6 protein-coding genes are annotated in these 6,749 nt (G+C 36.6%); all 6 read right to left on the bottom strand.

The features are described from left to right. Nucleotides 1-173: 173 nt before the first annotated feature. The 6 genes from KO527_RS12140 to surA all read right to left on the bottom strand — a co-directional run bounded on the left by KO527_RS12140 (nt 174) and on the right by surA (nt 6,747). Nucleotides 174-2,189, bottom strand: a complete 2,016-nt coding sequence (locus KO527_RS12140) for a methyl-accepting chemotaxis protein (RefSeq protein ID WP_216040560.1) — start codon at nt 2,187-2,189, stop codon at nt 174-176. 150 nt (nt 2,190-2,339) lie between these two features. After that, nucleotides 2,340-3,149: a symmetrical bis(5'-nucleosyl)-tetraphosphatase gene (locus KO527_RS12135; protein WP_216040559.1), complete on the bottom strand. Its 810-nt coding sequence runs from the start codon at nt 3,147-3,149 to the stop codon at nt 2,340-2,342. A gap of 78 nt (nt 3,150-3,227) precedes the next feature. Beyond that, nucleotides 3,228-3,617: a Co2+/Mg2+ efflux protein ApaG gene (apaG, locus tag KO527_RS12130; protein WP_216040558.1), complete on the bottom strand. Its 390-nt coding sequence runs from the start codon at nt 3,615-3,617 to the stop codon at nt 3,228-3,230. Continuing rightward, the gene (gene rsmA / locus KO527_RS12125; RefSeq protein WP_216040557.1) at nt 3,607-4,449 is read right to left on the bottom strand and encodes a 16S rRNA (adenine(1518)-N(6)/adenine(1519)-N(6))-dimethyltransferase RsmA; all 843 of its coding nucleotides are present in this window, start codon (nt 4,447-4,449) and stop codon (nt 3,607-3,609) included. Before rsmA ends, apaG begins: the two co-directional genes overlap by 11 nt. Continuing rightward, entirely contained in the window at nt 4,439-5,440 is a 1,002-nt protein-coding gene (gene pdxA, locus KO527_RS12120) for a 4-hydroxythreonine-4-phosphate dehydrogenase PdxA (protein WP_216040556.1), read from the bottom strand. The genes rsmA and pdxA overlap by 11 nt, the downstream gene beginning before the upstream one ends. Continuing rightward, entirely contained in the window at nt 5,440-6,747 is a 1,308-nt protein-coding gene (gene surA / locus KO527_RS12115) for a peptidylprolyl isomerase SurA (protein WP_216040555.1), read from the bottom strand. Before surA ends, pdxA begins: the two co-directional genes overlap by 1 nt. Nucleotides 6,748-6,749 lie beyond the last annotated feature (2 nt).

Here is a 6,749-nt window from a genome sequence, read left to right as displayed (position 1 = left end):
AGGAGTAATGTGCTAGGTTATTAGGAGCAGACACTCGGCTACTAGGAGTAAACGCTAGGTTATTAGGAGCAGACACTAGGCTACTAGGAGTAAACGCTAGGTTAGTGGATTGTACATATAAAAAAACCAGATGAATTTCCATCTGGCTTTTTACTGTTTATTTATTGATAAATTTAAACTTTAAACTCATCTACCGATAATCTTAATTCTTCAGCTAGTTTTGCTACTTCTTGACTGGCTGTTGAAGTTTGCTCTGCACCCGATGAAGCTTGCTCTGTGATTGATACAATAGATTCTAACCGTTCGCTTATCTCAAGAGAGACATGGTGTTGCTCTTGTGCGGCCGTTGAGATCTGCTCACTCATATCATGAGCTTGAGATACGGCTTTAGTGATAAGTTCAAGGGCTTGTGTTGCCTGCTCACTTTGATTAACACAAGAAACAGCTTGCTCTTTACCTTTAGCCATCACAGATACAGCTTCTTCTGCTCCTGATTGTAATGATTCAATCATAGCTTGTATTTCTTGGGTTGATTCCTGTGTTTTACTCGCAAGAGACCTTACTTCATCAGCTACAACAGCAAAGCCTCGACCTTGTTCACCGGCTCTTGCAGCTTCAATTGCTGCATTTAAGGCTAGTAGATTTGTTTGTTCAGCGATACCTCTAATCACGTCTAAGATACTACCAATAGAGGCACTATCTTGATGCAGTTTATTAATAACTTTTGATGCTGAATCAACTTCGCTAGCAAGTTTTTCAATCGTGTTTTTGTTTTCAGCTGAAATGCCTTTTACACGTTCAGCTTCGTTATCTGCATGTTTTATTTCATTAAGTGCTTCTTCTGCGCTATGAGTAACTGATTGTGATGTGCTGCTCATTTCAGTTGTTGCTGTAGCTGCTTGTTCAACCTGAGCGCGTTGTGCTTGCATTGCCTGGCTAGATTCAGTGGTTATTGTAGATGTTTCCTCTGATGCTGCTGCAAGTTGTGTTGAGCGGGATATAATCCCTTGTATTAGTGTTCTTAAGTTATCAATTAGGGTATTACAGTTTGTTGCAAGTTCACCAAACTCATCTTGGGCTGAATCATCTAGTTTTCTAGTCATATCACCTGAAGCGACAGTTTCTAATATATTATTAACTTCAGCTAATGGACGAATGATGCGTTGAACTGTTAAGTAAGCAACTAAAATTGCAATCAATGTAGCAATTGCCATTCCAATCAGGGTCCATAAATTAGCAGAAGATACGTTATCATTTACTTCTGCTTGTAAGTCAAAAGCCAAAGTACTAGATATTTGTACTAGCTTATCTAATTGTTTAATAGCAGTTTTAGTTTCATTTTCAGCTTGATCTAAGGCTATTCTTGCTTGAGATAAGGCATCTAAATGCGCTTGTTTATTCATTACTAATGCATTTGAACCAATAATATTAGTCTTTAGCACTTCAAAATAATCAGTTAAATCGGAGAGTAAGTCAGGTTCTTTACTAGCAATAGCCTCGCTAATAAGGCTAAGCCCTCTTTCTAAATCTGTGATACTAAACTTTTGCTCATTATTTAACGTTTCAAGTGTTTGAGCATTGTTTACAGAAATAAGATCGGTGCTATTACTGACAATAGATAAAAAGCTATTCTCCATATTACTAGCAGCTTGAAATGCGCGAGGCGCTTCAGACTCTAAATTAGTTTCATCAATGATATCAAGTACAACTGTACTGGCATCGTCAGAGTTAATTTCGATTTCTTCTAATTGAGTTATTAATGTTTTTTGCAGTTGGATAACTGCTTTCTTTTTAAGGTAGAGTGTATTCACATCTTCAGCGAAGCTTGTATATGTTTTTTTGATTTGAGCGCTTTCATTAGAAAGTGCTTGATGATCACTGACACTTTGAATGAGTTTTTTATATGATGCGTCAAATTTCCCTTCAATTTTTTTAAATTCAGATCTTAATCTATCAAGCTCTGCCTCTTCCTTTGCATGGTAAATTTGTAAACTAATTTTACCCATCATAACAAACTCTACCTGCAGTTCAGAGCTGATACTTAAAGCAGGCAAAGAAAGCTGGTTAACAAGTTGTGCTGATTTATTTATATTCGAAATTTTCCCTAACGAGTTACCCCCAATTAATAGAAGTAAAAAAGTAATAAAGACGAATCCGCCCCAGATCCGCTGACTAACAGTTAGGTTCATATAATTTCCTATTGAACAGGTGAAATACTCTACTCAAAGTATCGGTTATAAACTCAATAAGTTGAGTATTACTTGTAATAAATTTAACAGATATTTACAAAATAAACACTAAATTACATAAAACATAGCGAATACTTTATAAAATTGGAACTAAATTGCTGCTTGTGTCGTAATTGTACCTGTATCTAACTCTAATAAGGTTAGTTCTTTACCCCAAACACATCCAGTATCTAATGCAATAATATTTTCATTGTCCGTTTTACCTAAAAGAGACGCCCAGTGTCCAAATATAATTTTAGTATTTTTTAGGCGTTGTATATTTGGATGTTTAAACCAAGGTTGTAGTTCTGGGGTATTGTGTGGTGCGTCTTTATGGATAAAGTCCATTTCATTATTAGGGGTTAAAAAACGCATTCGAGTAAAAGCATTTACAGTATAGCGAAATGACTCAACCTCAGATAATTCATCAGACCAAATTAAAGGTCCTTCACCATACATATTTTTAAAGTAGTATAAAGCATCATCACTTTGGTATTTTTTTGTTGCTAAGTTTGCTTGCGTGAGTGCGGTTTTAATATTCCAATGTGGTGAAAGTCCAGCATGACAAATTAATGTTTGATAAGACTCCAGCCAAATAGCTAAAGGTTGTTTTTGTAAAAATGAGATGAGTTCTGGAAAGTCCGATGCAGAAAATAAACTATCTAATAGGTCATTTTTTTTTGGTTGTTTATTTAAGTAATATGTGGCGATTAAGTGTAAGTCATGGTTTCCCAATGTGATTTTTACACTGTCTCCTAGGTTTTTTAAATACCTTAAGCAAGCGAGTGAATCAGGGCCTCTCGCAACAATGTCGCCGACTAGATATAAGATATCTTTACTAGGGTTAAAGTTTACTTTTTCTAAAAGTAACTTAAACTCAGTAAAACATCCTTGAAGATCTCCAATTGCATAATCAGCCATAGATTTAACCTTTTTGTATACTTTAGAGAAGATTAAATAACCTAAAATTAAATTAGGTTATTTATTATGAGTGCTTTTTTAATGAAGAATGTTAGGGGTTGATAATCTGAAGACATCTATAGGTGCATCAAACTCAGTGCCAAACTCATTTCGCATTTTATAATGCCCTTGCATTGTACCAACAGGTGTATCTAATTGCGCACCGCTCGTATAGGTGTAGCTTTCGCCTGGAGATATACTCGGTTGTTCACCCACAACGCCTTCACCTTCAACCTCTACTTCTTTACCATTCGCATCGGTTATTAACCAAAATCTGCTTACGAGCTTCGCACTGCATAAACTGTGGTTTTTAACCGTAATAGTATAAGCAAATAAATACTTTTCTTTTTCTGGTTCAGATTGTGCTTCAATATAAAAGGTTTCAACAGAAACCTTTATTGGTGAGCCTAAGCTACTTTTAATCGTCATTTGATACCGTGTTACAATTATCAAGGTTTGCTTTATTATCATAAAGCCAATTTGCTATATCAATAAACTGATTTAATGTAATGTTTTCAGCTCGCATTTTTAAATCTAAACCAAGCGCTTCAATTTGATCAGGTGTTAATAGGTTTGAAAGACTATTACGAATTGTTTTACGTCGTTGGTTAAATGCCTCTAAACAAACGGTATTGAGCATTTTTGTGCTTTTGGCTGTTAACTGTTCAGGCTTTTTAGGAATTAGCCTTACTACTGCTGAATCAACTTTAGGTGCTGGTTTAAAACATTCTGGGCCAACTTCGATTACAGGCATTGCATGACAGTAATATTGTGTCATTACACTTAAGCGGCCATAGGCTTTACAATTTGGCTGTGCAGCCATGCGTTTAACAACTTCTTTTTGTAGCATAAAATGCATATGTTCAATATTTTGAGCATATTCAAATAAGTGAAACAATAAAGGTGTAGAAATATTGTAAGGTAAATTCCCAAATACTTTGAATTTACAATCTGCTTTTACCAGTTGAGAAAAGTCAAAAGTAAGTGCATCACCTTGGTGAATTGTTAGCTTGTCACCTAAGGTTGGGTGGTATGTTAAGCGTTTAACAAGATCTTTATCTAATTCAACAACAGTCAAATGACCAGCAAGCGCGGTAACAGGCTCGGTAATTGCACCTAAACCTGGACCGATTTCTACTAAGGTATCTTCCGGCTTTGGATCAATTGCAGTCACTATTTTATCAATGATGCCTTCATCATATAAAAAGTTTTGTCCAAAACGTTTTTTTGCTCTATGGCCTAAATGTACTTTATCTGTCATTAATAATTACTTTATTTTTTGTTGCTAAGTGAATTGCTTCACTAATAGCTAATTCAAAACTTCCAACATCAGCTTGACCTGTGCCAGCTAAATCTAATGCTGTGCCGTGATCCACTGATGTGCGAATAAAAGGTAAACCTAAGGTAATGTTTACCGAGTTACCAAATCCTTTGTATTTTAGCACAGGTAAACCCTGATCGTGATACATAGCAAGCACGGCATCAGTTTGATTTAGGTATTTATCCTGGAATAATGTATCTGCAGGAAGCGGGCCTGTTAAATTCATGCCTAAATCATTTAATTTTTCAATTGTAGGCGTGATGGTTTCAAGTTCTTCTGTGCCTAAGTGGCCATCTTCTCCAGCGTGTGGGTTTAAACCACAGACTAAAATTCTTGGGTGTTTGATACCAAATTTTTCTTGTAAATCGTGATGCAGAATTTCGGTTACTTTAGTTAATCTTTCAGCTGTAACAGCCTTAGATACATACGCCAATGGAATATGGGTGGTCACTAACGCAACTCTTAGTCCTTCAGTTGCTAACATCATAACAACATCAGATGTGTTAGTTTGTTGTGCAAAATACTCTGTATGACCGCTAAATGAGATGCCAGCCTTGTTGATTATGCCCTTATGAACAGGGCCTGTAACAACTGCAGCAAAAGTTCCGTTGGTATTTTGCTCTGAGGCATGACGCAGAGTATGTAAAACATACTCGCCATTGGCTTCGTTTAATTCACCTGGTATCGCGGGTGCTGTCATATCAATTTGTGTGTAATAAAGCTCTGTTGCTTTATTTGGCTGAGCAGGTTGATCGGGATTAAACTCGATAAGTTTTAATGGGAGACCTAATTGCTGGGCTCTTTGCTTAAGTAATTCTTTATCAGCAATAGCAACTAGCTGGGCAGACCAGCCATGTTGAATAAGTTGTATTAGCAGATCCGGGCCTATACCCGCTGGTTCGCCTGGCGTAATTGCTATTCTAATCGTCATTACTGTGCTTCCACCACTAATTCTATATATGCTTGCTCTCTGATCTCACGTTGCCAAGCAAAGCTTTCTTCTTTATATTTTTTGTTGTAAAGCATTTTTGAAGCGCGATTCTTTTTAGCAAGATCTGTTTTATCTGCAATGCGTTTATCCAGTAGTTGAATTATGTGCCAACCATGACTTGATCTAAATGGTTCACTGATCTCATCTTTTTTAAGTGCTAACGCGTTCTTTCTAAATGCAGGCACCCACATAGTTGGATCTGTCCAGTCATATTCACCACCCTTAAGTGCTGAGCCTGGATCTTCTGAATGCTCTTTTGCAAGTTCGGCAAAGTCAGCTGTACCTGCACGTAAATCTGTGACAAAACCAGCTAGCATAGAACGCGCTTTTTCTTCACTAACAATGACTGAAGGCTTAATTAAAATATGGCGAGAACGCACTTCAACAGTTTCAACAACTTCTATACCTCTAATATCTTGAATCTTAACAATATGGAAACCTGCACCAGATCTTAGCGGGCCTATTATCTTGTCTTTTTTCTTTCCTTTTACAGCTTCAGCAAAAAGTGTTGGCATTTCATTGATATTCATCCAACCCATTTGTCCGCCTTCTAATGCGCTTGAACCACTAGATGAAGCAATTGCAATACGTTTGAACTCTTCACCTTTATTAAGAAGTTCAATTACTTTTTCAGCACGTTTTTTTGAGCTTTCAATATCTTCAGCGGATGCGTCTGCTGGAATATCAATTAAGATATGACCTAAATCATATTCTTCGCTAGTACCTTGTTGCTTATCCATAATTTTAAGAAGGTTATCAATTTCTTGCAGGCTTATGTATACACGGCGGTCAACATTACCACGTAAAACTTGCTGTGTGGTCATCTCTGTACGGATTTCTTCGCGGTAAGCTTGGTAGTTATCGCCTGAATTTTCTATGGTTGTTCTTAAATCTTCAATGCTACCATTTTGTTCTTGTGCCATTCTCATTAATGTTTGATCTAATTGACCATCAGATATTTTAAGGCCCATTCTATCGGCCATTTGCATTAATAAAGATTGATTGATCAAACGATCGACAGCTTGGCTATAAAGCGCTTTATCTGAAGGCAGTGTTTGAGATTCGGTTTTAGCTCTGCTCTTGACTCGATTAATTATAGTGTTTACTTCGCTTTCTAAAATCACGCCAGAATTCACGATTGCAATGACTTTATCTAGCTCAACTTCTTTTGCGACTAAGTTACTGCTTAGGCCAAAATTGAGACCTATTCCAAATACTGTACTTACTAATAGTGTTTTTAACTTCATTT

The sequence above is a fragment of the Pseudoalteromonas sp. C2R02 genome (assembly GCF_018860845.1).
Taxonomy (GTDB): Bacteria; Pseudomonadota; Gammaproteobacteria; order Enterobacterales; family Alteromonadaceae; genus Pseudoalteromonas.
The sequence above is the reverse complement of the archived record's forward strand: the minus strand, read 5'-3'. Positions and strand labels throughout refer to the sequence as shown.